Source organism: Pseudomonas sp. JAI120 (genome assembly GCF_014207255.1).
Taxonomy (GTDB): domain Bacteria; phylum Pseudomonadota; class Gammaproteobacteria; order Pseudomonadales; family Pseudomonadaceae; genus Aquipseudomonas.
This window is the reverse complement of sequence record NZ_JACHCZ010000008.1, coordinates 105,982-130,623: the sequence shown is the minus strand read 5'-3', so window position 1 is coordinate 130,623 and position 24,642 is coordinate 105,982. Positions and strand designations below refer to the sequence as shown.

Sequence of the window (24,642 nt, the reverse complement as noted above, 5' to 3'; positions counted from 1 at the left end):
GGCAAATAGCCTCACCTCAGTTAACATGGGCGGCTATCCGTCACTATCAAGGCCATGTCGTGTATTTGGGCCCTCCTTCCCGTTCATCTCTACTGCTTATGCTGTTGTGCAGTGCACCTGTGCTGGCTGACGACCTCTTCCTCGACAGCCAGCCGCTCCCGCAGGTATTGACCGCCACGCGCCTCAAGCAATCGGCCGCCGCCGTGCCGGGCAGCATGACCGTGATCGACAGCGAGTTGATCAAGGCCAGCGGCGCAAGGGACATCAGCGAGCTGCTGCGCCTGGTGCCGGGGATGATGGTCGGTTACACCACCGGCAACCAGGCGGCGGTGAACTACCACGGCACCAGCGCCAGCGACGCGCGACGCATGCAGGTGTTGATCGACGGGCGTTCGGTGTACCGCGCCGGCCTGGCCACGGTGGACTGGAGCGACATTCCGGTGGCGATGGAAGACATCGAACGCATCGAGGTCTTCCGCGGCCCCAACACCGTCAGCTACGGGGCGAATGCCTTGATGGCGGTGGTCAATATCCTCACGCGCTCACCGGCCAACAGCCATGGCTCACGGGTGAAGGTGATTCGCGGTGAGCGCGGTATCAATGACTTTTATGCCAGCCAGGGCGTGGGCTGGGAAACCGGCGATCTGCGCCTGTCGCTGTCAGGGCAACAGGACGATGGCTTTGACAGCGATGCCGTTGGCGCCGACCGCCGAGACAGCCGTCGCCTCAACCGCTTCAGCCTGGCAGTGAGCCAGACCTTGAACGCGCAACAGAGTATCGACTGGCAACTGAATGCCAAGGAAGGCACCAACCAGCGCCCTTACACCTACGCCCCGGTATTCGCCGGGATTACCGAAGGCGGCGACAGTTCCGACGTCACGGCCAAGGACTACGCCGGTTCCCTGCGCTGGAACTTTGATTTCAACCCAGAGCACAGCCTGTATATCCAAGGCTCGGCCCAGCAATGGGACCGCCGGCAAATCTGGAAAGCCTGTGACGCCAAGGTCTCGTTCAGCCCCGAGCTGACCCAGTTGTGGCAGCTCAACCCCAACTACGCCGAACGGCTGGCCCGGCATATGGACACCTACAGCCAGGGCTCCGCGCCACCGGGCAGTGCTGCCGAACAAGCCTTGGCCAACCAGGTACTGGACCAGTGGCGCAACGGCGCCAACCAGAGCGTATGCGGCGACATCGACCAGAGCACCCGCGAAAGCCGCTACGACGTGGAAATTCAAGACACCCTCAGCCTGTCCGACAGCCTGCGCCTGGTCAGCGGCATGAACTACCGCTACGACCGCGCCGACTCCGACACCTACTTCAACGGCACCTTGGACGACACCACCTGGCGCCTGTTCGGCCAGTTGGAATGGCGCGCCAGTGAGCATTGGCTGCTGCAAGGCGGCGCCATGTTCGAAGACACGCACCTGAGCGGCCCTTCGCTGACGCCAAGGGTGGCAGTCAACTATTTGATCAACCCGCGCCACGGCTTGCGCGCGGTGTACTCGGAAGCCATCCGTTCGCCGGACATGTTCGAGAACAATGTCAACTGGAGCTACCGCGTTACCAACCTCAGCTCACCGGCCTATGGGCAGAGTTCCGGACAGTACTTCGTGAAGACGCGGGGCCCGGGCAACCTCGACAAAGAACTGATGCGCTCGCGGGAACTGGGCTACAACGGCTTCTTTGCCGACATCGGGCTGAACATGGACGTGAAGCTGTTCTACGACGAAATCACCGATATGATCAGCTCGCCGCTGCGCAATAACCAGTACATTGCCAGCAACGCCAACAGCTCACGGTTCACCGGCGCCGAGTCCCAGTTCGACTGGCGCGTGAGCAACGCCGACCGCCTGCGGCTGACTTACGCTTATGTCGACGCCACCACCAGCAACCCACTGGACAAAGCACAGACCGCGCGTAACAGTGGCTCGGCCGGCTGGTTGCGCGAATGGGGCCAAGGTTGGTCCAGCGCGCTGTTCTACTATGGCGACGACGCACTCAACCAATATCGTTTCGAACGGGTCGACCTGCGGGTGGCCAAGCGTATTGCCCTGGGCAAAGCCAACGTGGAGCTGGCCGGCATGTTGCAACAACGCCTCGATAACCAGCCCACTACCTGGGCCGACAACACTTACGATCATCGTCACGTACTCTACTTCAGCGCGGAGTTAGAGTTCTGACATGAGCGACTCGTCACGGATGACCTTCTTCCTTATCTATAAGCTGCGGCGACTTGCCGTGCTGCTGGCCGGCCTGTTGCTGTGCGCACCGGCGTGGAGCGCCGAGATCCTGCTGACCGCCGCCGAAGACGGTGCTGGGGTGCAGGCCTTTACGCAGGCGCTGGCCCAGCAACGCCCCGAAGACCGCGTCACCTTCACCTCCCTCGCCGACTTGCCAGCACCAAGCCACCTGCCCGCCGGCACGCGTCTGATCCTGCTCGACCTGCCCGGCCTCGACTGGCGCCTGCGGGATACCCAAGGGCCGCCGACGCTGGTACTGCGCATCAGCCGGCTACAAGCCCATCAGCGCCCGGAGGCCTCACGGCACGCGCGGGTCAGCCTGTTGTGGAGCGACCCACCGCTGGAGCGGCAGTTGCGCCTGATCACCAGCGTCATGCCCCAGGCACGGCGCATCGGCGTGCTCTACGGTGTCGACAGTGAATTCCTGCTGCCCGAACTGCGCCAGCATGCAGCGGCCCTGGAATTGGAGATCGTGCCGCAGCGCTGGGACAACACTAACGACAGTCGTCCGCTGCAAACCCTGTTCAGGAACAGCGACGTGCTGCTCGGCCTCGATGACCCGCAGCTGTACAACCCGAAGACCGCGAAGAACCTGCTGCTGAGCAGCTATGCCCAGCAATTGCCGCTGTTCGGGCCCAATGCAGGGTTTGTGCGCGCCGGCAGCCTCGCCAGCACCTACAGCGACCAGGACGATTGGCTGGCGGTACTCGATCGTTTGCTGGACCAGTCGCCGGCCGGTTGGCCACGCGCGCTGTACCCCGAACACTTCAAAGTCGTGGGCAACGCACAGGTCGCACGCTCACTGGGCATCGAACAGGTGGACGAAACCAACGTCGCCGCCCGAATGGCCGAAGGAGAAAAACGCCCATGACCTTGCGTCGTCGTTGGGACATCAATACCCGCACCCAGCTCATCACCCTGGGCCCGGCGCTGTTGCTGACGTTGCTGTTGATCAGCTTCTTCACCTTCGTGCGTATCCAGGACCTGCGCCAGGAACTGGACCACACCGGCCAATTGATCGCCAACCAACTGGCACCGGCCACCGAATATGGGGTGATCTCGGGCAACAACGATGTGCTCGACAGCCTGCTGCGCGCCACGCTGGCCACGCCCCATGTGCGCTTCCTGGAGATTCAGGACAGCAGCGAAAATATCCTGGTGTACGTCGAGCAACCCTCGGAGAAGCACGACCGCGCGCTGTCGGTAAAAGTGTTCCAGGCGCCGATCCGCCTGCAGCATATCCAGCTGGGCAACGACTTTTTCCAGGACAACCTCAACGAACCCAAGGCCCCCCGCGCGGACTACCTGGGCCGGGTGATCGTCGGCATGTCCAATGACGCCTTCAGCCAGCGCCAGCAGGAGATCCTGTTCAAGGCCGGTATTCTCGCGCTGTTCGCCCTGCTGTTTACTTTCCTGCTCGCCCGGCGCCTGGCGGCGAGCCTGTCGCAACCGATCAGCGCCATGGGCAATGCGGTCAAGGCCATCCAACAGGGCGACTACAAGACGCAGTTGCCGATTGTGGATGACTCGGAGCTGGGCGACCTGTCGCGGCATATCAACAACCTCGCCGAAGGCCTCAACCAGGCCAGCCGCGAACAACAGCAGGCCATGGCCCAGTTGATCCAGACCCGCGAAGAGGCCGAACGGGCCAACAACGCCAAGTCAGACTTCCTGGCCATGATGAGCCACGAACTGCGTACGCCGATGAACGGCGTACTGGGCATGCTGCAACTGCTGGAAACCACCGAAATGACCGAGGAACAGACCGAATACGCGGCGCTGGCCTCCGAATCCACCGAGCATTTGCTCAAGGTGATCAACGATATTCTCGACTTCTCGCGCATTGAACGCGCGGCCCTGGAGCTGGAACATATCCCCTTCAACCTGGCCGACCTGATCAACAGTTGCGCCCAGGCCTTCCAGCACAGCGCCCAGCAGCGCGGGCTGGCGCTCAAGCTGCCGATCCCGCCCGGCATGGACGCACTGCGGGTACAGGGCGATCCGACACGGATCCGCCAGATCCTGGTAAACCTGATCGGCAATGCCTTGAAGTTTACCGAACACGGCACCGTCAGCGTCGAGCCCCACTGGCAGGTGCTCGACCATGAGTTGGTGTGGTTCACCTGCACCGTGCGTGACAGCGGCATCGGGATTTCCGCCGAGCGCCTGGAATTGATGTTCGATGCGTTCCAGCAGGCCGACAGTTCCATTTCAAGACGTTACGGCGGTACCGGTCTCGGGTTGCCCATCGCCCGCACCCTCGCCGAACGCATGGGCGGCACCCTGCGCGCGCAGAGCGAGGAAGGCCGTGGCTCTGTGTTTACCCTGGAGATCCCCCTGGCCATCGACCAGCACAGCCAGCCGTCGATCGCCCTGGATGCCGAGGGCAAGCACAGCGCAGGCGAAGGTCGCCATGTGTTGCTGGTGGAGGACAACCCGGTCAATCGCACCGTGGTCGAAGCCATGCTGCGCAGCCTGGGCTTTGAAGTCAGCCTGGCCACCGATGGCGCCGAGGCGATCCGCAGTGCCGAGAGCCTGATTTTCACCGCGATCCTGATGGATTGTCGCTTGCCCTTGATCGACGGTTATGAAGCCACCCGGCAGATTCGCCAACTACCCGGCTGCGCCGATCTGCCGATCATCGCCCTGACGGCCAACGCCTTGCAGGGCGACCGGGAAGCGTGCCTTGCGGCCGGAATGAACGATTACCTGGCCAAGCCGTTCAAACGCACGGATTTGCAGCAAATCCTGCAGCGCTGGGTGCAATAGCGACGCGCCATCAGCCAACTGCGACTGGCGTGAAAGACGAAAGTGCGGCAGTCTTAGGCACCCGAACGGGCCCCTAAACAGGCTCGGTTTAAAATTTCAGTGAACAAGTGTACATTCAGTGCCTTGCCGCTGTGACTTTCACTACAACGCAATAGTCTATGTGTAGGCTGCCGACATGAGGCATGAACGCTTCATTCGGTTCGGGAAGATTTGCCCTACCCTGCCGCATGGGATTATTGAGGAGCTCGCATGACCAAACAAAACGCCTTTACTCGGGAAGACCTGCTGCGCTGCAGTCGCGGTGAGCTGTTCGGCCCAGGTAACGCGCAACTGCCCGCCCCGAACATGCTGATGGTGGATCGCATCACCCATATCAGCGAAGAGGGTGGCAAGTACGGCAAAGGTGAATTGGTCGCCGAGCTGGATATCACCCCGGACCTGTGGTTCTTCGCCTGTCACTTCGAAGGTGACCCTGTGATGCCGGGCTGCCTGGGCCTCGACGCCATGTGGCAACTGGTCGGCTTCTACCTGGGCTGGCAAGGCCTGCCAGGCCGTGGCCGCGCCCTGGGTTCGGGCGAAGTGAAGTTCTTTGGCCAGGTCCTGCCGACCGCCAAGAAAGTCACCTACAACATTCAAATCAAGCGCGTCCTCAAGGGCAAGCTGAACCTGGCAATCGCCGACGGTTCGGTGACTGTCGACGGTCGCGAGATCTATACTGCCGAAGGCCTTCGGGTCGGCGTATTTACTTCCACTGACAACTTTTAAGGGTTATCCGCATGCGCCGCGTCGTTATCACTGGTCTGGGCATCGTTTCTTGCCTGGGCAATGACAAAGAGACCGTCACCGCTAACCTGCGTGCAAGTCGCCCTGGCATCCGCTTCAACCCGGAATATGCCGAAATGGGTCTGCGTAGCCAGGTTTCCGGCTCCATCGACCTGCCCCTCGAAGAACTGATCGATCGCAAGATCTATCGCTTCGTGGGCCACGCTGCCGCCTACGCCTACCTGGCCATGAAAGACGCCATCGCCGACTCCGGCCTGAGCGAAGACCAGGTATCGAACGTACGCACCGGCCTGATCGCCGGCTCCGGCGGCGCATCGACCCTCAACCAGATGGAAGCGCTGGACATCCTGCGCGAAAAAGGCGTGAAGCGCGTTGGCCCGTACCGTGTCACGCGGACCATGGGCAGCACCGTTTCGGCCTGCCTGGCCACGCCGTTCCAGATCAAGGGCGTGAACTACTCGATCTCCTCCGCATGCGCCACCAGTGCACACTGCATCGGCACCGCCGTTGAACAGATCCAACTGGGCAAGCAGGACATCGTGTTCGCCGGCGGCGGTGAAGAAGAACATTGGAGCCAGTCGTTCCTGTTCGACGCCATGGGTGCCCTGTCCACCCAGTACAACGAAACCCCAGAAAAGGCCTCCCGCGCCTACGACGCCAAGCGTGACGGTTTCGTCATCGCCGGCGGTGGCGGCATGGTGGTGGTCGAGGAGCTGGAACACGCCCTGGCCCGTGGTGCCAAGATCTACGCGGAAATCGTCGGCTACGGCGCTACTTCCGATGGCTACGACATGGTTGCGCCAAGCGGTGAAGGCGCCATCCGCTGCATGCAGATGGCCATGTCCACCGTGGATACCCCGATCGACTACCTGAACACCCACGGCACTTCGACTCCGGTCGGCGACGCCAAGGAAATGGAAGGCGTGCGTGCGGTATTCGGCGACAAGGCTCCGAAAATCAGCTCCACCAAGAGCCTCTCCGGTCACTCCCTGGGCGCCGCCGGCGTTCACGAAGCGATCTACTGCCTGCTGATGATGGAAGGCAACTTCATGGCCGGCTCGGCCAACATCGACGAGATCGACCCGGTCGTCGCCGATATGCCGATCCTGACCAAGACGGTTGAAAACGTAAAAGTCGACACCGTGATGAGCAACAGCTTCGGCTTCGGTGGCACTAACGCCACCCTGGTGCTGAAACGCTGGCAGGGTAAGTAAGCCCCGCAGGTTGAGTAGATGAAAAAGCCCCGACTGGTTCGGGGCTTTTTTATGGGCGACTGGATGCCCCCGCCCTGCAGCCGGTCTCCTGGAAGTTATCAGCGCTCCGCCGCATTGGCGTAAGACGAAAACGAAATATCAACGCGCACCCTCATCGCGACGAGGTTTAGGCAGGATGGCCAGGAAGTTATCCCTCGCCACTTTGTGGGCAACGTCTTCAGGCAATGCATCAAGGAACACATCAAAGCGGTGCATTTCCTTACCCAGCTTGTTGAAACGCCCGACGACGTCCGAACCCAGCATAAAGCGCTCCGGGAAGCGTTCCACCAGCGCTACCCACTCCGGCCGAGGCTTGCCCGCATCATCCAGTAAGTACGGCGTGAGCATGCTCCACGACAGGTCGATATACAGGTTGGGGTAAGCCTCGAGCATGCGGCTCAAGGTGGGCAGCAAAAAGTCCATCTGCACCTGGTGGCGATGAATTTCCTTGCTGGTGCCAGCGTGGGCCCAGATAAAGCGGGTGTGCGGATGGTTGCGCAGCGGCTCTTCGATTTCGGCCAAATACAGCGGGTTACGCTCGCGCTTGGAGGTGATGTTGGAGTGCAGCATCACCGGCAAGTCGTTTTCCGCCGCCAGATGATAGATGCGTGTCATGGCTTCGTTATTGGCGCGCGGGGTATCCCCCGATGTGAGGGCGGTAAGGTCGTCGTGACGGGTAAACACTTCACCGATGCCCTGCCACAGCCCCGGGTTGAGGTCGAGCATGCGCTGGATATGGGCATCCGAGTTCTTGTCGTTGGGGTTGAAGCCGGACAGAAACGGATGAAAGTGCTGGCGTTGTTCAGGTGTCAGTCTATTTACCGCTGCGGCAACAATCACGTCAGTGGCGCTGTACCAATAGGCATCCGCGTCATCACCGGCGTAGTAGCGTGGGCGCTTGGGTTCGTCTTCGTGCCATTTCTTTGCGACGGGAATGCCGGAAATCATGACATGCTCGATGCGATTTTCTGCCATCGCCTTGAGCAACTTGTCCATCCCCGCCGTTTCCTGGAAGAAATCCACGTAATGCAGGTGCGCATCGCTGTAGGCATAGTCGCGAGCCTGTGCGACAAGGCTGCTGGCGGCGAGCAACAGGGCGAAACTCAGGCGGGTCCAGGGCACGGTACAACCTCGATAAGGGCGAATACCGGTAGACCTTGCGCGCCATACCGGGGTTCAGCCAGCAAAAAATGTGGAACACCCCAGCGCCTGCATGCTCTATAACTGCATGACCTTCATTCTGCCACCCCGTGAGGTTTGCCATGCCTGTTACCGTCAATACGCTGAACGCAGACAACTTCCGCCACAGCGTCAATATCAATAACCACGAGCTGTTTACCGACCTGCCCAAGAGCCTGGGTGGTGACGACTCGGCGCCCTCTCCCCATGATTATTTCGACGCCGCGCTGGCATCATGCAAGGCGCTGACCGTCAAGCTCTATGCCCAGAAAAAAGACATCCCGCTGACCGGTGTCACCGTGGAAGTCACCCACGACGCCACCGAAGAGCAAAAGGGCAAATACAAGCTCAACGTCAAGCTGACGCTCAAGGGCGTACTCACCGACGAACAGCGCGACGAGTTGCACCGTGTGGCCGATCGCTGCCCGGTACACAAGCTGATGACCACCGCCGAGGTCACCATTGAAACTCGCCTCTCTGAAGGCGCGTTCAGCCAATAGCGGCAACATCTCGTCGGGCGGGTTATGCTCAGCGCCATCTAACCCGCTCAGACTGGGACGCACCATGAACACCCTCACCGTGATCCGCCCACGCCCTGAAGATGTCGAAGGCCAACCCATCCTGCGCCCGCTGCCTTCGCGCGAATGCCGCAGCGTCGGGCCGTTCGTGTTCTTCGATCATATGCTGCCCACCCGTTATGCACCGGGGAGCGGCATGAATATCCGCCAGCACCCGCATATTGGCCTGTCCACCCTCACCTACTTGTTTGAAGGCGTACTGCAGCACAAGGACAGCCTGGGTTCCGACCAAGTGGTAGAGGGACGTCAGTTGGATGACCGCCGGCAGCGCGATTGCCCATGTCGAGCGCACACCCGAGGCACTGAAGGCCAATGGTTTCACCCTGCATGGCCTGCAAGTGTGGCTGGCATCGCCCAAGGACCACGAAGAGGGGCCGGGGCATTACAGCCATCACCCTGCGGCGAGCCTGCCGGTGAGTGACAACCTGGGCGTGCGGATTCGCCTGATCGCCGGCAGTGGCTTCTGCCTCAAATCACCGGTGCCGGTGCTGTCGCCTACGTTGTATGCAGATGTGCACATGCAAACGGCCACGACCCTGCTGATTCCTGACGAGCACGAGGAACGCGCGGTGTATGTGCTGGAGGGTGAAGTACAGCTGGAGGGTGAGCGGCTTGAGGTGCACAGCCTGGTGGTATTGCCGGCCGGGCAGGAAATGACCCTATTCGCCGAAAGCGATTGCCACGTGGTGGTGTTTGGCGGGGCACCACTGGATGGGCCGCGGCGGATCAACTGGAATTTTGTCGCTAGCGATCCGCTGAAGATCGAGCAGGCCAGGCAGCGCTGGGCCGATGGGGATTGGCCGACGGTGCCGGGTGAAACTGAAAGAATTGAGTTGCCTGTGAGATAGCTATCGGGGGCAAGCCCCCTCCCACACTTGATTGGATTCACACGGTCAAAATGTGGGAGGGGGCTTGCCCCCGATGAAACCGGAACAGGCGCTGAAGATTTAGCCCTTGAACACTTCGTCCAGCAAGTTATGCATCGACTGGAAGGCCCGCGCAGCGGTCTTCGCGTCGTACATCATCTTGCCCGGCACATTGGCATCCGGGTCAGTGAAGGAATGCACCGCACCGCCGTAGCTCAGCAATTGCCAATCCACGCCCGCCGTGTTCATTTCAGCTTCGAACGCTGGCAGTTGCTCTTTCGGCACCAGCGGGTCGGAAGCCCCGTGCAGCACCAGCACTGAACCCTTGATGTTTTTCGCATCTGCCGGGTTCGGCGTGTCGAGGGTGCCGTGGAACGATACGGCTGCCTTCAATGGCGCACCGGTACGCGCCAGCTCCAGGGAGCAGCAACCGCCGAAGCAGAAACCAAAGGTGGCCAGCTTCGAGGTGTCCACTGCCGCTTCGGTCTGGCCCAGCAGCTGCTCAAGGGCAGCCTGCATGCGCTTGTTCAGCAACGGGCGATCATTCTTCAACGGCATCATTGCGGCACCGGCTTCATCGCCATTCGACGGGCGCACGGTTTGCCCGTAGAGGTCGGCGATCAGCACCACGTAGCCCTTGGCGGCAACGCTCTTGGCGATTTCTTCGGCACCCGCACTCACACCCATCCAGTTCGGCGCCATCAGCAGGCCGGGCAGCGGGTTCTTTTGGCTGGCATCGAACGCCAGGCGGCTTTCATAAGACTGGCCATCAATCTGATAGACCACGGAACGCACAGTAACTTGGCTCATCATTTACTCCAGTTGAAGATCACTAGAACGGAAATGGGCTGTAGGAGCGAGCTTGCTCGCTCCTACAAACGAAAAAACCCGCCGAAGCGGGTTTTTCTACAACGGTGTCAGATCGACAGTTCAACCAACAGCTTGTTCAGTCGGCGCACGTAGGCGGCCGGGTCTTTGAGGCTGTCGCCAGCGGCCAGGGCCGCCTGGTCGAAGAGGATGTGCGACAGGTCGCCAAACCGCTCTTCGCTCTGCTCGCCGTCGAGTTTCTCGATCAGCGGGTGAGCCGGGTTGAATTCGAAGATCGGCTTGGAGTCCGGGACCTTCTGGCCGCTGGCTTCGAGGATCTGGCGCATCTGCATGCCCAGGTCCTGCTCGCCAATGGCCAGGATCGCCGGGGAGTCGGTCAGACGGTGGGAAACCCGCACTTCGCTGACGGCATCGCCCAGCGACGCCTTGATCCGCTCAACCAGGCCTTCTTTGGCCTTCGCGACTTCTTCGGCTTCTTTCTTCTCTTCTTCGGAGTCCAGGTTACCCAGGTCCAGGTCGCCACGGGCTACGTCGACAAAGGATTTGCCGTCGAACTCGTTGAGGTAGCTCATCAGCCACTCATCGATACGGTCGGTCAGCAGCAGCACTTCGATGCCTTTCTTGCGGAAGACTTCCAGGTGCGGGCTGTTCTTGACCTGTGCGTAGGTTTCGCCGGTCAGGTAGTAGATCTTGTCCTGACCTTCCTTGGCACGAGCCAGGTACTCGGCCAGGGAAACGACCTGCTCGCCCTCTTCACCCTGGGTGGAAGCAAAGCGCAGCAGACCGGCGATTTTCTCCTTGTTGGCGAAATCTTCTGCCGGGCCTTCTTTCATGACCTGACCGAAGTTTTTCCAGAAGCCCTTGTATTGCTCAGGCTCGTTCTTCGCCAGTTTCTCCAGCATGTCGAGTACGCGCTTGGTCAGCGCCGACTTCATGGAGTCGATGATCGGGTCTTTTTGCAGGATTTCCCGCGACACGTTCAACGACAGGTCATTGGAGTCGACCACGCCCTTGATAAAGCGCAGGTACAGCGGCAGGAACGACTCCGCCTGGTCCATCACGAACACGCGCTGCACGTAAAGCTTCAGGCCTTTCGGCGCTTCACGCTGGTACAGGTCGAACGGCGCACGGGCCGGCACGTAAAGCAGCGAACTGTATTCCAGCTTACCCTCGACCTTGTTATGGCTCCAGCTCAGCGGGTTTTCGTAGTCGTGACCGATGTGTTTGTAGAACTCCTGGTATTCCTCGTCCTTGATCTCGGTACGCGGACGGGTCCACAGGGCACTGGCGCGATTGACGGTTTCCCATTCCTCGGCAGGCTTCTCTTCACCTTCGGCAGCGGCTTGTTCTTTCGGCAGCTCGATCGGCAAGGCGATATGGTCGGAGTACTTCTTGATGATATTGCGCAGGCGCCAGCCATCGGCGAACTCGTCTTCACCGGATTTGAGGTGCAGGACGATGCGGGTACCACGGTCAGCCTTGTCGATGGTGGCGATTTCAAATTCGCCCTCACCTTTGGAAGCCCAATGCACGCCTTCGCTGGCGTCAAGGCCGGCACGACGGCTGAACACTTCAACCTTGTCGGCAACGATGAAGGCCGAGTAGAAGCCCACGCCGAACTGGCCGATCAGGTGCGAATCTTTCTTTTGGTCGCCCGACAGGTTTTTCATGAAGTCGGCGGTGCCGGATTTGGCGATGGTCCCCAGGTGGGTGATCGCATCGTCGCGGCTCATGCCGATACCGTTATCTTCGAGGGTGACGGTATTGGCGTCTTTGTCGAAGCTCACACGGATTTTCAGTTCCGCGCCACCTTCCAGCAGCTCAGGCTTGGACAGGGCTTCGAAACGTAATTTGTCGACAGCGTCAGAGGCGTTCGAGATCAATTCGCGAAGGAAGATTTCCTTGTTGGAATACAGCGAATGGATCATGAGGTGCAGCAGTTGCTTCACCTCGGTCTGGAAGCCCAGGGTTTCCTTTTGAGTTTCCACACTCATGGTCATCAAACTCCAATTGGATGGCAGTGGCCGCGCCCTTGAGGGTTGGCGGCGGGTTGTCATCAAAGTTGGGGGCTAAGACCAGGATTTCAAGGGCGGCTTCCTTCCTCGATCTTGAAATGCGCACGAGCGGTGGCAATCGGTTCGGCAGCGGTGCTTTGCCAGGCGGTGATCGCGACATTCGCCACCCGTCGGCCCTGGCGCCACACCTGGCATTTGGCGTAAGTGTCGCGAAACTGGCCGGCGCGCAGGTAATCGAGCGAGAAATCGATGATTTTCGGGATACCCGGCGCTCCGGTAAACACCAGCAGGTGCAACGCCGCTGCCAGCTCCATAAAGCCGGCGATCACCCCGCCGTGAAGCGCAGGCAATATGGGGTTACCAATATTGTCCTTGTGGGCCGGCAGGCGAAACAGCAATTCATCCCCCAGCCGGGTGCATTCGATACCGATCAGTTTGGCGTAGGGGATCAGGTCCAGCAGGGCCTCGTAGTTGCCTCGCTGATGGGCCTGTTCCAGGCGAGTCTTGAATCGATGTGTCATGCCTGCTCTCCCTTGATGGCGCTGCCCAATCCGTGGGTGCCCTTGAGACGCTTGCCCATGCGCATGAAGGTGCCCACCACATGGGCGATGGGTTGTTGCGGGTCGTCCTGGTAGGCAAAGCCACGGGTAAAGATCACGTCGGTGGTCACTCGGTAGCATTGGGCGAATCCATATACCGGCTTATGTGGCTCGGCGGGATGCATATAGTCGACACGCAGGTCCAGGGTCGGGCACACCTCGAACTCCGGCAGGACACACAGGGTGGCCATGCCGCAGGCAGTGTCCATTAAAGAGGTCAGCGCGCCACCATGGATCACGCCGGTCAGGGGATCTCCCACCAGTTGTGCGGCGTAGGGCATGACCAACGTGATGCCCTCCTCGCTGGCATGATGAGTGGTGATACCCAGCACCTGGCAATGGCGCAAGGCCGAGACAAAGCGCTTCGCGCGCTCTAACAAGGGATTTTCGGTCATTCGTTGCAGACTCTTATTAGTGTTGATGTGCGAAATAGACGGTACGCGCGAAAGTTCCTCTGAGACCGTTGTTTATATATCTGTGGAATAAAAGGAACTAATGCTGAACGCCCATGCTCGAAAGGCCAGTAGATATCTTCACTAAGGAGAAACACCCCATGCGTAAGACTTTAGCTATTTCCATGATGTTGGCCGCTGCCCTCGGTCTCGCTGCTTGCGACAAGAAATCCGAAGACAAAGCCCAAGATGCCGCAGCGCATTCTGAGCAAGCTCAAAAAGACATGGCGAAAGCTCAGGATAAAGTGAACGACGCTGCGAAAGAAAACGCCGATGCTGCCAAAGCTCAGGCTGAATCGAACGACGCCGCCGCAAAAGAAGCAGCACCTGCTACTCCTGCCACCGGTTCCTGATACCGTAGCATGAAATAGCTTCGCTGCAAAAAGAAAGCCCGCTTATATAGCGGGCTTTACTTTGTCTGCTGTTTTTAACCCGCCGCGTCACGCATTAAATCTCCTCTTTGGCGGCCTCAGGCATCGGTGTATCCGTCTGCGTATACACCATCACTTGCAGTACGTCGGAATGAAACTCCCGACGATACAACACGAACACCACCCCGGCACTCATCAACATGAACAACCAGGGGCTGACGAACCACGCCAGCATGGTCATGCCGAAGTAATAAGAACGCAGGCCAAAGTTGAACTGGTTGGCGGCCATGGAGATCACTCGCGCCGCACGCAGGGCAAACGCCTTGCGCTCCTGCTCCGACACATGCCGCTCACCGATCATCGGCGCCGACCCTACCAGCACCGCGGCAAAGTTGTACTGGCGCATGCACCAACTGAAGGTGAAGAAGGCATAGACAAAGACCAGCGCCAGGCAGAGCAGCTTGATCTCCGACATGCCCTGGGAGGCCTGCTGCACCATGGGTATGTCGGCCAGCAATGACACCGCCCGCTCGGAGGCCCCCAGCACCGTGAGAATGCCGGCGAGGATGATCAAGGTGCTGGAGGCGAAGAATGAGGCATTACGCTCCAGGTTGCCGATCACGCTGGCGTCGGCAATCCGGTTGTCGCGCAGCAGCATGCGGCGCATCCAGTCCTCGCGATACAAATGCAGCACGCTGGCCAGGCAAGCAGTGTCTCGGGCTTTCCAGGTGGCATAACGGGTGTAGCCGCCCCAACACAGGACGAACCAGAGGGCAGCAAGCAGGTGAATCTGATTGGCTTCGACGAACGACATGCGGGTCCTTGCAGAAAGGAGATTGAAAAACTTTTTGCGTCTGTTCGACGTTAGCGCAAAGAAAAAGACACGGCCCGCCGCTCAAAAAAAATGCCCCGTATCGATTGATACGAGGCATTTCCGTACTGCATGAAACCCGCTTGTTATGCGATGGCTTCGCTGCGCTTACCCAGCATACGATCAATGACGACCGCCACACCCAGCGTCATCACCGACGGCACCAGCCACGCCAGGCCTTGCTCGCTCAGCGGCAGGTTCGCCAGCTGCGAAGGCATCCAGCCTGCCAGGCCTGCGCCCTTGAGCGCGTCGATGCAGCCAAAGATGAACGACACCAGCATCACCGGCCCGACGATACGGCCCTGCTCCTGCCAGAAGTCTTTGCAGAAGCTCAGGGCCACCAGCACGATGCACGGCGGGTAGATCGCGGTGAGTACCGGGATCGAGAATGCAATCAGCTTGGTCAGGCCCAGGTTCGACACGAACAGCGAGAACAGCGCCAGGATCACTACCAGAGTCTTGTAGGACAGCGGCAGGATTTTGCTGAAGTACTCGGCGCAAGCACACGTCAGGCCGACCGCGGTGACCAGGCACGCGAGCGAAATCAACACCGCCAGGAAACCACTGCCCAGGGAGCCGAAGGTGTGTTGCACATAAGCGTGCAATACAGCCGCGCCATTGGCAGCGCCGGCAGCGACTTCATGACTGCCCGCCCCGAGGCGGAACAGACTGATGTACACCAGCGCCAAACCTACGCCGGCAATCAACCCGGCAATGATCGCGTAGCGGGTGATCAGCTTGGGCGATTCGACACCACGGGAACGGATCGCGTTGACGATCACAATGCCAAACACCAGCGCACCCAGGGTGTCCATGGTCAGGTAACCATTGATAAAGCCCTGGGAGAACGGTGCAGCAACGTATTCCGGGGTGGCGACACCCACCTCACCGGCCGGCAGGGCAAACGCGGCAATGCCGAGGATGGCCAGCGCGATGATCTTCAGCGGCGCCAGGAAGCGACCCACGGTGTCCAGCAGTCGGCCTGGGTACAGGGAGACAAAGAACACCACCAGGAAATACACCGAGCTGTAGAGGAACAGCGCCAGCGGGCTTTCGCCGGTCAGCGGCGCCAGGCCCACTTCAAACGACACGGTCGCGGTACGCGGGGTGGCGAACAGCGGCCCTACCGCCAGATACGCAGCCGCCGCGAGCAGGCCACCGGCGATCTTGCCGATCGGGCTGCTCAACGCGTCCATGCCGCCGCCGACCTTGGCCAGGGCGATCACGGTGACCACCGGCAGGCCGACGGCAGTGATCAGGAAGCCCAGCGCCGCCATCCAGACATGAGGCCCGGACTGCAAACCAACGATAGGCGGGAAGATGATGTTGCCGGCGCCCACGAACAGGGCGAAGGTCATGAAGCCCAACGCCAGGATGTCCTGGCTTTTCAACACTTTCATTTGAGGAAATACCACACTACTGAATCGGAATTTAGAGAGGGATTCCCTATGGATGAGGGAAATGCTGCCGGCCCTTATGGGCACCGACCGGTCTAGCGCGCGGCTTCCTTTTGGGAGGCGGACGCATAAAGAGGCGGCTAGCCTAACGAATTTGCGGGTCAAACGCACTGTTGGGGGGCGAACTGTCCGATAAGCGACATTTTTATGTCGCGTTTTTATATCTAAATTTTGAAATGCGATCGGATGTGGGAGCGGGCTTGCTCGCGAAAGCGGCGTGTCAGTCAGCTCACGAGTGGCTGATACACCGCTTTCGCGAGCAAGCCCCCTCCCACATTTTGATCTTCGCCAACTTCAGAATGCACAAAGGCCACCCGAAGGTGGCCTTTGCTGGTAAAGCGTCAGCTAAGCGCGAGGCTTACTTGACAGCCCAACCGGTCAGCTCAGCCAAGGCCTTGCCGATGTCTGCCAGCGAACGCACGGTTTTAACGCCTGCGTCTTGCAGTGCAGCGAATTTCTCGTCTGCAGTGCCTTTGCCGCCAGAGATGATTGCGCCAGCATGACCCATGCGCTTGCCCGCAGGGGCAGTCACACCAGCGATGTAGGAAACAACCGGCTTGGTCACGTGTGCCTTGATGTAGGCTGCCGCTTCTTCTTCAGCCGAACCGCCGATCTCACCGATCATCACGATCGCTTCGGTCTTCGGGTCTTCCTGGAACAGCTTCAGGATGTCGATGAAGTTGGAGCCTGGGATCGGGTCACCGCCGATGCCGACGCAAGTCGACTGACCGAAACCGGCGTCAGTGGTCTGCTTCACAGCTTCGTAGGTCAGGGTGCCGGAACGGGAAACGATACCGACTTTACCTGGCAAGTGAATGTGACCTGGCATGATGCCGATCTTGCATTCGCCTGGAGTGATCACGCCTGGGCAGTTAGGGCCGATCAGGACTACGCCCAGCTCGTCGCACTTAACTTTAGCGTCCAGCATGTCCAGGGTAGGAATGCCTTCGGTGATGCAAACGATCAGCTTGATGCCGCCGAATGCCGCTTCCAGGATCGAGTCCTTGCAGAAAGGAGCTGGAACGTAGATCACGCTGGCGGTGGCGCCAGTGGCAGCTACAGCGTCTTTCACGGTGTTGAACACTGGCAGGCCCAGGTGCTCGGTGCCGCCTTTGCCCGGCGTTACGCCGCCAACCATCTTGGTGCCGTATTCGATGGCTTGCTGGGTGTGGAAACTACCTTGCGAACCGGTAATACCCTGGCAGATAACTTTGGTGTCTTTATTGATCAGGACGCTCATTATTTGCCCTCCGCAGCTTTGACAACTTGTTGAGCAGCGTCGGTCAGGCTGGTAGCCGCGATGATGTTCAAACCGCTTTCTGCCAGTACTTTAGCGCCCAGTTCAGCGTTGTTGCCTTCAAGGCGAACAACAACCGGGATTTTAACGCCGACTTCTTTCACTGCACCGATGATGCCTTCGGCAATCATGTCGCAACGAACGATGCCGCCGAAGATGTTGACCAGTACTGCAGCGACGTTGGAGTCGGACAGGATGATCTTGAAGGCTTCGGTTACGCGTTCTTTGGTAGCACCACCGCCCACGTCGAGGAAGTTGGCTGGTTTGCCGCCATGCAGGTTGACGATGTCCATGGTACCCATGGCCAGGCCAGCACCGTTGACCATGCAACCGATGTTACCTTCCAGGGCTACGTAGTTCAGTTCGAACTTGGCAGCGTGCGCTTCGCGCGGATCGTCTTGCGACGGATCGTGGAAAGTCTTCAGCTTAGGCTGACGGTACATGGCGTTGGCGTCGATGTTGATCTTGGCGTCGAGGCAGTGCAGATCGCCGTCAGCCTTGATCACCAGCGGGTTCACTTCCAGCAGGGCCAGATCGTGATCCTGGAACAGTTTGGCCAGACCTACGAAGATCTTGGCGAACTGGGCAACTTGCTTGCCTTCCAGACCCAACTGGAAAGCCAGCTCGCGACCCTGGAATGGCTGGGCGCCAACCAGTGGATCGATAGTGGCTTTCAGAATTTTTTCTGGGGTTTCGTGAGCGATCTTCTCGATGTCCACGCCACCTTCGGTGGAAGCCATGAACACGATGCGACGGCTCGAACGGTCAACGACAGCGCCCAGGTACAGCTCTTTAGCGATATCAGTGCACGATTCAACCAGGATCTTGGTGACTGGCTGGCCATTGGCATCAGTCTGGTAGGTCACCAGACGCTTGCCCAGCCACTGCTGTGCGAAGGCCTTGGCGTCTTCTTTGCTGCGAACCAGCTTAACGCCGCCCGCTTTACCGCGACCACCAGCGTGGACCTGGGCTTTGACAACCCACTCGGTGCCGCCGATCTTATCGCAAGCTTCTGCTGCTGCTTCCGGGGTGTCTACTGCGTAGCCCTTGGAAACTGGCAGGCCGTATTCAGCGAACAGCTGCTTACCCTGATACTCGTGAAGATTCATGCTTTTTACCGTCTTCGTTAGGTACTGCGCATTCGGCGCTGCGCTCATTATGAGTGCCGCGCCACCTGTGACTGCTGCTTGCGCAACTTGCGGGGCTCAAGGCCCGTAAAGCTGCGCAAGACTGCGTCCAGCGGATATTCCGCGGTGAGTCTTGCGCGCAAGGCTCACGACGGGCAACTCCGCCGTGGTTTCTTATTATCTCGCTTAGCGCTTCTTCTTGTTGGCGATGTGGATGGCATGACCATTCACTGCCAACGCGGCTTCGTGCAGCGCTTCGGACAGGGTCGGATGGGAGAAGACCATCATGCCGATGTCCTCGGCACTGGTGCCGAATTCCATACCGATCGCGCCCTGCTGAACCAGTTCTGCTGCGCCTGGGCCAATCACGTGGACGCCCAATACGCGGTCAGTCTTGGCATCAGCGATGACTTTGACAAAACCACCGGTGTCGTTGGCTGCCATGGCACGGCCAGAAGCGGCAAACGGGAAGGTGCCGACGTTAACTTCAACGCCTTCAGCTTTCAACTGCTGTTCGTTCTTGCCGACCCATGCAATTTCCGGGTGGGTGTAGATAACCGACGGGATCAGGTCGTAGTTCATCTGGGTTTTGTGACCCTTGATGCGCTCGACAACCATAATGCCTTCTTCGGAAGCTTTGTGCGCGAGCATCATGCCGCGAACCACGTCGCCGATGGCGTAGACGCCAGGAACGGTGGTAGCGCAGTGATCGTCAACGTGGATGAAGCCACGCTCGTCGATGTTCACGCCGCTGTCGGAAGCCAGCAGGTCGGTGGTCACTGGACGGCGACCTACGGCTACGATCAGCTTGTCGAAAGTGATGGTCTGTTCGCCATCCTTGTCGGTGTAGGTCACAACGACTTCTTCGCCGTTAACCTTAGAGCCGGTCACGCGAGCGCCCAGCTTGATGTCCAGACCTTGTTTGGTCAGGGTTTTCAGCGCTTCCTTGGACACTGCGGTGTCGGCAGCCAGCAGGAACGTGTCCAGGGCTTCCAGCACGGTCACTTCGGAACCCAGGCGGGACCAGACCGAACCCAGTTCCAGGCCGATCACGCCAGCGCCGATCACGCCCAGGCGCTTAGGCACAGCCTGGAATTCCAGGGCGCCGGTCGAATCAACGATCACGTTCTGGTCGACAGGAGCCGGTGGAATGTCGATTGGACGCGAGCCTGGAGCCAGGATCACGTTCTCGGCTTCGATGATTTCTACCGAACCGTCCGGCTTGGTGATTTCAACTTTCTTGCCGGCCAGCAGTTTGCCGTGGCCTTGCAAGGAAGTTACGCCGTTGGCCTTGAACAAGGTCGCAACGCCGGAAGTCAGGCCTTTAACGATGTTGGCTTTACGGCCGACCATTGCTGGCACGTCCATGGTCACGCCAGCATGGTTGATGCCGTGGATCGCGAAGCCGTCTTGGGCTTCGTGGAATTTCCAGGAGCTGTCCAGCAGCGCCTTGGAAGGAATGCAACCAACGTTCAGGCAAGTACCGCCCAGTGCCAGTTTGCCTTCCTTGTCGGTGTATTTTTCGATGCAAGCAGTCGAGAGGCCCAGTTGTGCGGCCTTGATGGCGGCAACGTAGCCGCCAGGACCCGCACCAATCACTACAACGTCAAATTTCTGCGACATGAAAATAGTTCCTCTATTTAGCAGCAAGCTTTCAAGCCGCAAGCCCCAAGCCCAACTGCCTTATCCGGCAATCTGTCACTTGAGGCCTGCAGCTGCTTCTATCAGATATCCAGCAGCAGACGAGCCGGGTCTTCCAGCAGGTTCTTGATGGTCACCAGGAAAGTCACGGCTTCTTTACCATCGATCAGACGGTGATCGTAAGACAGCGCCAGGTACATCATTGGGCGGATCACGACTTGGCCGTTGATGGCCATCGGACGCTGGATGATGTTGTGCATGCCCAGGATTGCAGCTTGTGGCGGGTTAACGATCGGCGTCGACATCATCGAACCGAAGGTACCACCGTTGGTGATGGTGAAGGTACCACCGGTCATCTCGTCGATGGTCAGCTTGCCGTCACGAGCTTTCTTGCCGAAGCCGGCGATGCCGCCTTCGATTTCGGCCAGGCTCATCAGCTCGGCGTTACGCAGGACCGGAACCACCAGGCCACGGTCGCTGGACACGGCAACGCCGACGTCTGCATAGCCGTGGTAAACGATGTCGCCGCCGTCGATGGAAGCGTTGACTGCCGGGAAGCGTTTCAGCGCTTCGGTTGCCGCTTTCACGAAGAACGACATGAAGCCCAGGCGCACGCCGTTGTGAGACTTCTCGAACAGATCCTTGTACTTCGAACGCAGGGCCATGACTTCGGTCATGTCGACTTCGTTGAACGTGGTCAGCATCGCCATGTTCGACTGTGCTTCAACCAGACGCTTGGCCACGGTGGCGCGAACGCGGGTCATCGGTACACGCTTCTCGGTGCGGTCGCCGGCAGCGAACACAGGCGCGGCGGCAGCCGGTGCAGCAGCCTTGGCAGGCGCGGCAGCCGGAGCGTTTTTCTTCGCTTCAACCGCGGCAACCACGTCTTCCTTGGTCACACGGCCGTCTTTGCCAGTGCCTTTGATGGAAGCCAGGTTGATGCCGTTTTCTTCAGCCAGCTGACGCGCAGCCGGTGCAGCGATTGGATCTTCGCCCCCCGCAGCCGGAGCGGCAGCAGGCGCCGAAGCAGCGGCCGGTGCAGCAGCGGCAGCAGGAGCAGCGGCAGCGGCAGCGCTGCCCTCTTCGATCGAGCCCAGCACCTGGTTCGACAGAACGGTAGCGCCTTCTTCGGCAACGATTGCGCCCAGCACGCCGTCAGCTTCGGCCAACACTTCCAGCACGACTTTGTCGGTCTCGATGTCGACGATCAGGTCGTCACGCTTGACGGCCTCACCTGGTTTCTTGTGCCAGGTGGCAACGGTGCCATCGGCAACCGATTCCGGGAATGACGGGGCTTTGATTTCGATAGCCATTATCTGTGGGTCCTTAAAATTCGGTTTCAGTCAGCGCGAAGGCGTTAAACAGTGAAAGCATCTTGCAGCAGTTTTTCCTGCTGCTCGGCGTGCATCGACGCATAACCACACGCAGGTGCAGCGGAAGCATCACGGCCGGCGTACTCCAGGCCCAGGGCCTTGTTGTGGTTACCGATGCTGCGACGCAGGTGATGCTGGCTGCTGTACCAAGCGCCCTGGTTCATCGGTTCTTCCTGACACCACACCACATTCGTGAGGTTGGTGTAAGGCGCGATGATCTCCATGAGGTCATCTTCCGGGAACGGGTAAAGCTGCTCGATACGCACGATGGCGATGTCTTCGCGGCCTTCGGCACGGCGTTTTTCCAGCAGGTCGTAGTAGACCTTGCCGCTGCACAGGATCAGGCGAGTGACCTTGGCCGCGTCCAGCGTATCGATTTCTGGAATCACGGTCTGGAACGAACCGTCCGCCAGATCTTCCAGGGTCGAGATGGCCAATTTGTGACGCAGCAGCGATTTCGGGGTCAGCACTACCAGCGGCTTGCGCAGCGGGCGGATCACCTGGCGACGCAGCAAGTGGTAGATCTGGGCCGGGGTGGTCGGCACGCACACCTGGATGTTGTGCTCGGCGCACAGCTGCAGGTAACGCTCCAGACGGGCCGAGGAGTGCTCCGGACCCTGACCTTCATAACCGTGTGGCAGCAACATGGTCAGACCGCACAGACGGCCCCACTTGTGCTCGCCGCTGGTGATGAACTGGTCGATCACCACCTGGGCACCGTTGGCGAAGTCGCCGAACTGGGCTTCCCAGATCACCAGCGCCTGCGGCGTGGTGGTCGAGTAACCGTATTCGAACGCCAGTACGGCTTCTTCGGACAGGAACGAATCGTACAGGTCGAAACGCGGCTGGCCTTCGTACAGGTTCTGCAACGGGATGTAGGTGCCCGCGTCTTTCTGGTTGTGCAATACCGCGTGACGGTGCGAGAACGTACCACGGCCGATGTCCTGGCCGGTCATGCGGATCGGGTGACCTTCGAACGCCAGGGTCGCGTACGCCATGGTTTCGGCATAACCCCAGTTGATCGGCAGGCCGCCGGCTTGCATCTTCTGACGGTCTTCGTAGATCTTCGCAACCTGGCGCTGCACCACGAAGCCTTCCGGAATTTCCAGCAGCTTGGCGGACAGTTCCTGCAGGGTCTTGAGGTCGAACGAGGTGTCGTGACGCGCGGTCCAGGTGTGCCCCAGGTACGGACGCCAATCCACGAACAGCTCTTTGTTCGGCTCTTTGACCAGGCTTTTTACGACATGCAGGCCATTGTCCAGCGCGTTGCGGTATTCATCGATTTTCGCCTGAACACGCGCGTCATCCAATATACCGGCCTTGGTCAGGCTTTCGGCATACAGCTCACGGGTGGTGCGCTGCTTGGTGATCTGCTGATACATCAACGGCTGGGTGCCGCTTGGTTCGTCGGCTTCGTTGTGACCGCGACGGCGGTAGCAAACCAGGTCGATCACCACGTCACGCTTGAACTGCATGCGGTAGTCGACAGCCAGTTGGGTCACGAACAGTACGGCTTCCGGATCATCGCCATTCACATGGAGGATCGGCGCCTGGATCATCTTGGCAACGTCGGTGGCGTACTCGGTGGAACGCGCGTCCAACGGGTTGCTGATGGTGAAACCCACCTGGTTGTTGATGACGATGTGAACGGTACCGCCGGTCTTGAAGCCGCGAGTCTGCGACATCTGGAACGTTTCCAGGACCACGCCTTGACCGGCGAATGCCGCGTCACCGTGGATGGAAATCGGCAGGACCTTTTCACCGGTGGTGTCGTTACGACGATCCTGGCGAGCACGGACCGAACCCTCGACCACTGGAGAAACGATTTCCAGGTGGGATGGGTTGAAGGCCATGGCCAGGTGAACTTCACCGCCGGTGGTCATCACGTTGGACGAGAAGCCCTGGTGGTATTTAACGTCACCGGAACCCAGCTCGACCTTCTTCTTGCCTTCGAACTCGTCGAACAACTCACGCGGGTTCTTGCCGAAGGTGTTAACCAACACGTTCAGGCGACCACGGTGGGCCATGCCGATCACGATTTCCTTGGTGCCGTAGGAACCGGAACGCTGGATCAGCTCGTCGAGCATCGGAATCAGGCTCTCGCCGCCTTCCAGGCCGAAACGCTTGGTGCCGGGGTATTTGGTACCCAGGTATTTTTCCAGGCCCTCTGCTGCGGTCACGCGCTCAAGCAGGTGGCTGCGCACGTCGTCGGACAATACCGGGCGGCCGCGTACGCCTTCCAGGCGATGCTGGAACCAGTGGCGTTGCTCGGAATCGGTGATGTGCGTGAACTCAGCGCCGATGGTGCGGCAATATGTCTGCTGCAACGCTTCGTGAATTTCGCGTAGGCTCGCTTCCTCTTTGCCGATGAACAGGTCGCCGGCACGGAAGGTCGTATCAAGATCGGCATTGGTCAAGCCGTAATGATTGATCGACAGGTCTGCAGGTGCAGGACGCTGCCAGAGCCCCAGCGGGTCAAGCTGGGCCGCCTGGTGGCCACGCATCCGGTAGGCCTGGATCAGTCGCAGTACTTCAACTTGCTTCTTCTCGTGCTCACTGCTCACGCTTCCGGCGGAAACCGGCTGGGCGCGGCGCTGGTTCTTTGCCAGCAGCACGAACTGATCGCGAATTGTTGCGTGCGATACATCGGTGGCAGCGTTGCCGTCTGAAGACAACGTCTGAAATTTGGTGCGCCATTCTTCTGGCACAGCGTTAGGGTCGTGCAGGTAGAGCTCATAAAGCTCTTCCACATAGGCAGCGTTACCACCTGAAAGATAGCCGCTGTTCCACATGCGCTGCATCACGCTTTCTTGCATGCTTGGTCACCCTCGATTTGGGGACACCACCGGCGAAAACACCGAGTTTGCTTGCAAAAGGCCAAGTGCAGCGACCAAAACAAGCCACTTAGGATCACGCTGATAGTTCGGGTACCAACCCGAATGC

19 protein-coding genes and 1 pseudogene are annotated in these 24,642 nt (G+C 59.6%); 8 read left to right on the top strand and 12 right to left on the bottom strand.

All coding sequences use genetic code 11. The features are described 5' to 3' along the window. The first annotated feature begins 59 nt into the window (after positions 1-59). From HDC32_RS29720 to fabB, 5 genes are all read left to right on the top strand, one after another. Entirely contained in the window at positions 60-2,180 is a 2,121-nt protein-coding gene (locus tag HDC32_RS29720; protein WP_337782131.1) for a TonB-dependent receptor, read from the top strand. A 1-nt stretch (position 2,181) separates the two neighbouring features. Next, complete coding sequence (locus HDC32_RS29715) at positions 2,182-3,111, top strand: ABC transporter substrate-binding protein (protein WP_131699455.1); 930 nt, start codon at positions 2,182-2,184, stop codon at positions 3,109-3,111. Continuing rightward, positions 3,108-5,009: an ATP-binding protein gene (locus HDC32_RS29710; protein ID WP_131699456.1), complete on the top strand. Its 1,902-nt coding sequence runs from the start codon at positions 3,108-3,110 to the stop codon at positions 5,007-5,009. The genes HDC32_RS29715 and HDC32_RS29710 overlap by 4 nt, the downstream gene beginning before the upstream one ends. Before the next feature lie 249 nt (positions 5,010-5,258). Then, a complete protein-coding gene (gene fabA, locus HDC32_RS29705; protein WP_003210552.1) occupies positions 5,259-5,774 on the top strand; it encodes a 3-hydroxyacyl-[acyl-carrier-protein] dehydratase FabA in 516 nt (171 codons plus the stop codon). A gap of 11 nt (positions 5,775-5,785) precedes the next feature. Continuing rightward, positions 5,786-7,006 carry a beta-ketoacyl-ACP synthase I gene (gene fabB / locus HDC32_RS29700; RefSeq protein ID WP_074844724.1) on the top strand — a complete coding sequence of 407 codons (1,221 nt, stop codon included), beginning with the start codon at positions 5,786-5,788 and terminating at the stop codon, positions 7,004-7,006. A gap of 138 nt (positions 7,007-7,144) precedes the next feature. Here the strand turns inward: fabB and HDC32_RS29695 are convergent, their stop codons facing one another. Further along, positions 7,145-8,167 (bottom strand): amidohydrolase family protein, encoded by a 1,023-nt coding sequence (locus HDC32_RS29695; protein ID WP_131699457.1) that lies wholly within the window; start codon positions 8,165-8,167, stop codon positions 7,145-7,147. Positions 8,168-8,307: 140 nt separating this feature from the next. Between HDC32_RS29695 and HDC32_RS29690 the strand changes: the two genes are divergently transcribed. Next, positions 8,308-8,724 (top strand): OsmC family protein, encoded by a 417-nt coding sequence (locus HDC32_RS29690; protein ID WP_092490338.1) that lies wholly within the window; start codon positions 8,308-8,310, stop codon positions 8,722-8,724. 64 nt (positions 8,725-8,788) lie between these two features. Further along, positions 8,789-9,650, top strand: a pseudogene (locus tag HDC32_RS29685) (pirin family protein). A gap of 99 nt (positions 9,651-9,749) precedes the next feature. Here the strand turns inward: HDC32_RS29685 and HDC32_RS29680 are convergent. The 4 genes from HDC32_RS29680 to HDC32_RS29665 form a co-directional block, all read right to left on the bottom strand. Beyond that, complete coding sequence (locus HDC32_RS29680; RefSeq protein WP_145338011.1) at positions 9,750-10,478, bottom strand: dienelactone hydrolase family protein; 729 nt, start codon at positions 10,476-10,478, stop codon at positions 9,750-9,752. Positions 10,479-10,585: 107 nt separating this feature from the next. Continuing rightward, positions 10,586-12,490, bottom strand: a complete 1,905-nt coding sequence (gene htpG / locus HDC32_RS29675; RefSeq protein ID WP_145338013.1) for a molecular chaperone HtpG — start codon at positions 12,488-12,490, stop codon at positions 10,586-10,588. Between the two features lie 89 nt (positions 12,491-12,579). After that, positions 12,580-13,032 (bottom strand): PaaI family thioesterase, encoded by a 453-nt coding sequence (locus HDC32_RS29670; RefSeq protein ID WP_090407082.1) that lies wholly within the window; start codon positions 13,030-13,032, stop codon positions 12,580-12,582. Next, a complete protein-coding gene (locus HDC32_RS29665; protein ID WP_131699461.1) occupies positions 13,029-13,505 on the bottom strand; it encodes a PaaI family thioesterase in 477 nt (158 codons plus the stop codon). The genes HDC32_RS29670 and HDC32_RS29665 overlap by 4 nt, the downstream gene beginning before the upstream one ends. A gap of 158 nt (positions 13,506-13,663) precedes the next feature. Here HDC32_RS29665 and HDC32_RS29660 point away from each other — a divergent pair, with 158 nt between their 5' ends. Further along, entirely contained in the window at positions 13,664-13,915 is a 252-nt protein-coding gene (locus tag HDC32_RS29660) for a hypothetical protein (RefSeq protein WP_090407089.1), read from the top strand. A 94-nt stretch (positions 13,916-14,009) separates the two neighbouring features. Here the strand turns inward: HDC32_RS29660 and HDC32_RS29655 are convergent, their stop codons facing one another. The 7 genes from HDC32_RS29655 to HDC32_RS29625 all read right to left on the bottom strand — a co-directional run bounded on the left by HDC32_RS29655 (position 14,010) and on the right by HDC32_RS29625 (position 24,515). Beyond that, a complete protein-coding gene (locus HDC32_RS29655; RefSeq protein ID WP_145338015.1) occupies positions 14,010-14,747 on the bottom strand; it encodes a DUF599 domain-containing protein in 738 nt (245 codons plus the stop codon). 143 nt (positions 14,748-14,890) lie between these two features. After that, on the bottom strand, positions 14,891-16,204 hold the full coding sequence (gene brnQ / locus HDC32_RS29650) for a branched-chain amino acid transport system II carrier protein (RefSeq protein ID WP_024074306.1): 1,314 nt from the start codon (positions 16,202-16,204) through the stop codon (positions 14,891-14,893). A 415-nt stretch (positions 16,205-16,619) separates the two neighbouring features. Next, the gene (gene sucD, locus HDC32_RS29645) at positions 16,620-17,501 is read right to left on the bottom strand and encodes a succinate--CoA ligase subunit alpha (RefSeq protein ID WP_003172813.1); all 882 of its coding nucleotides are present in this window, start codon (positions 17,499-17,501) and stop codon (positions 16,620-16,622) included. After that, on the bottom strand, positions 17,501-18,667 hold the full coding sequence (gene sucC / locus HDC32_RS29640; RefSeq protein ID WP_003233235.1) for an ADP-forming succinate--CoA ligase subunit beta: 1,167 nt from the start codon (positions 18,665-18,667) through the stop codon (positions 17,501-17,503). Before sucC ends, sucD begins: the two co-directional genes overlap by 1 nt. A gap of 204 nt (positions 18,668-18,871) precedes the next feature. Continuing rightward, positions 18,872-20,308: a dihydrolipoyl dehydrogenase gene (lpdA, locus tag HDC32_RS29635; protein ID WP_065924490.1), complete on the bottom strand. Its 1,437-nt coding sequence runs from the start codon at positions 20,306-20,308 to the stop codon at positions 18,872-18,874. Positions 20,309-20,409: 101 nt separating this feature from the next. Then, positions 20,410-21,639 (bottom strand): 2-oxoglutarate dehydrogenase complex dihydrolipoyllysine-residue succinyltransferase, encoded by a 1,230-nt coding sequence (gene odhB, locus HDC32_RS29630; protein ID WP_131699464.1) that lies wholly within the window; start codon positions 21,637-21,639, stop codon positions 20,410-20,412. A gap of 44 nt (positions 21,640-21,683) precedes the next feature. Further along, positions 21,684-24,515 carry a 2-oxoglutarate dehydrogenase E1 component gene (locus HDC32_RS29625; RefSeq protein ID WP_131699465.1) on the bottom strand — a complete coding sequence of 944 codons (2,832 nt, stop codon included), beginning with the start codon at positions 24,513-24,515 and terminating at the stop codon, positions 21,684-21,686. Positions 24,516-24,642 lie beyond the last annotated feature (127 nt).

What these genes read in the sequence shown, in the direction of transcription:
- HDC32_RS29715 (WP_131699455.1), top strand. Translation starts at nt 2,182, where the DNA reads ATGAGCGACTCGTCACGGATGACCTTCTTCCTTATCTATAAGCTGCGG.
- HDC32_RS29710 (WP_131699456.1), top strand. Translation starts at nt 3,108, where the DNA reads ATGACCTTGCGTCGTCGTTGGGACATCAATACCCGCACCCAGCTCATC.
- fabA (WP_003210552.1), top strand. Translation starts at nt 5,259, where the DNA reads ATGACCAAACAAAACGCCTTTACTCGGGAAGACCTGCTGCGCTGCAGT.
- fabB (WP_074844724.1), top strand. Translation starts at nt 5,786, where the DNA reads ATGCGCCGCGTCGTTATCACTGGTCTGGGCATCGTTTCTTGCCTGGGC.
- HDC32_RS29690 (WP_092490338.1), top strand. Translation starts at nt 8,308, where the DNA reads ATGCCTGTTACCGTCAATACGCTGAACGCAGACAACTTCCGCCACAGC.
- HDC32_RS29680 (WP_145338011.1), bottom strand. Translation starts at nt 10,478, where the DNA reads ATGAGCCAAGTTACTGTGCGTTCCGTGGTCTATCAGATTGATGGCCAG.
- htpG (WP_145338013.1), bottom strand. Translation starts at nt 12,490, where the DNA reads ATGAGTGTGGAAACTCAAAAGGAAACCCTGGGCTTCCAGACCGAGGTG.
- HDC32_RS29670 (WP_090407082.1), bottom strand. Translation starts at nt 13,032, where the DNA reads ATGACACATCGATTCAAGACTCGCCTGGAACAGGCCCATCAGCGAGGC.
- HDC32_RS29665 (WP_131699461.1), bottom strand. Translation starts at nt 13,505, where the DNA reads ATGACCGAAAATCCCTTGTTAGAGCGCGCGAAGCGCTTTGTCTCGGCC.
- HDC32_RS29660 (WP_090407089.1), top strand. Translation starts at nt 13,664, where the DNA reads ATGCGTAAGACTTTAGCTATTTCCATGATGTTGGCCGCTGCCCTCGGT.
- HDC32_RS29655 (WP_145338015.1), bottom strand. Translation starts at nt 14,747, where the DNA reads ATGTCGTTCGTCGAAGCCAATCAGATTCACCTGCTTGCTGCCCTCTGG.
- brnQ (WP_024074306.1), bottom strand. Translation starts at nt 16,204, where the DNA reads ATGAAAGTGTTGAAAAGCCAGGACATCCTGGCGTTGGGCTTCATGACC.
- sucD (WP_003172813.1), bottom strand. Translation starts at nt 17,501, where the DNA reads ATGAGCGTCCTGATCAATAAAGACACCAAAGTTATCTGCCAGGGTATT.
- sucC (WP_003233235.1), bottom strand. Translation starts at nt 18,667, where the DNA reads ATGAATCTTCACGAGTATCAGGGTAAGCAGCTGTTCGCTGAATACGGC.
- lpdA (WP_065924490.1), bottom strand. Translation starts at nt 20,308, where the DNA reads ATGTCGCAGAAATTTGACGTTGTAGTGATTGGTGCGGGTCCTGGCGGC.
- odhB (WP_131699464.1), bottom strand. Translation starts at nt 21,639, where the DNA reads ATGGCTATCGAAATCAAAGCCCCGTCATTCCCGGAATCGGTTGCCGAT.
- HDC32_RS29625 (WP_131699465.1), bottom strand. Translation starts at nt 24,515, where the DNA reads ATGCAAGAAAGCGTGATGCAGCGCATGTGGAACAGCGGCTATCTTTCA.